Source organism: Paenibacillus sp. 01L418 (assembly GCF_056400045.1).
In genome coordinates this window covers 1-711 of the sequence record NZ_JBFTSN010000844.1, presented here as the reverse complement: position 1 = coordinate 711, position 711 = coordinate 1, and the positions used below count along the sequence as shown (strand labels likewise).

Below are 711 nucleotides of genomic sequence, written 5' to 3'. Positions count from 1 at the left end.
GGTAGTCTGCATGAGATTGGCAAATTCGACCTGAACCGATGTTGACAACCACCAATCGAGGAACTTCCAAGATTCCTCTGCATAGTCGGTGCCTTTAAAAATCATTCCCGTCTGTCCGCCTGTCGGCGCCCATCTTGCTACCGTTCCGTCCGGCTTCTCCACGCCTGGATGCAGCGCGATCTTCCATGTGTTGGCGATTTCCGGTGCAGCCGCCTTCAATTGAATGTACGTATTGAAATCAGATATCCCTACCGGCATCGTGCCGTAACGGAAATGGTGATAGAAATTCGGTACGTCCTGCGGCAAGTTGTAGATAGTAAACAAGTCGGTCATAAACTTCATGCCCTCAAGCGCTTGCTCACTGTCGATTGCGGTGTTCATCCCGCTCTCATCAAACAATTCTCCGTCGAATTGATAAATAAACGGCGTCGTTGCATTAAAGGGCTTGAAGCCCTTGTACTGGGCAAGCGGCTCATAGAAGTTCATGCCAAGCCGCTGCAGCTCAGGCAGCATCTCAACCACGTCCTGCCACGTATCCGGCGGCGACAGCTTCAGCGAATCCAAAATATCCTGGCGGTAAAATAGCACCCAGAAATTTTGCGTTTCCGGCAATGCATATACGCCTTCCTCGAACGAAAATGCAATAATCGCACCTTTGGAGAACCGCTTGATGCTCTCCTCGTAACCAGCGTATTGCCGCAAATCCATAGC

The 711-nt window shown here is 50.6% G+C and carries 1 protein-coding gene; it reads right to left on the bottom strand.

What is annotated here, in order from left to right; all coding sequences use genetic code 11:
• Positions 1-711, bottom strand: a 711-nt coding sequence (locus tag AC1DSE_RS36075; RefSeq protein WP_477529220.1) for an ABC transporter substrate-binding protein, incomplete at both ends; no start/stop codon positions are given.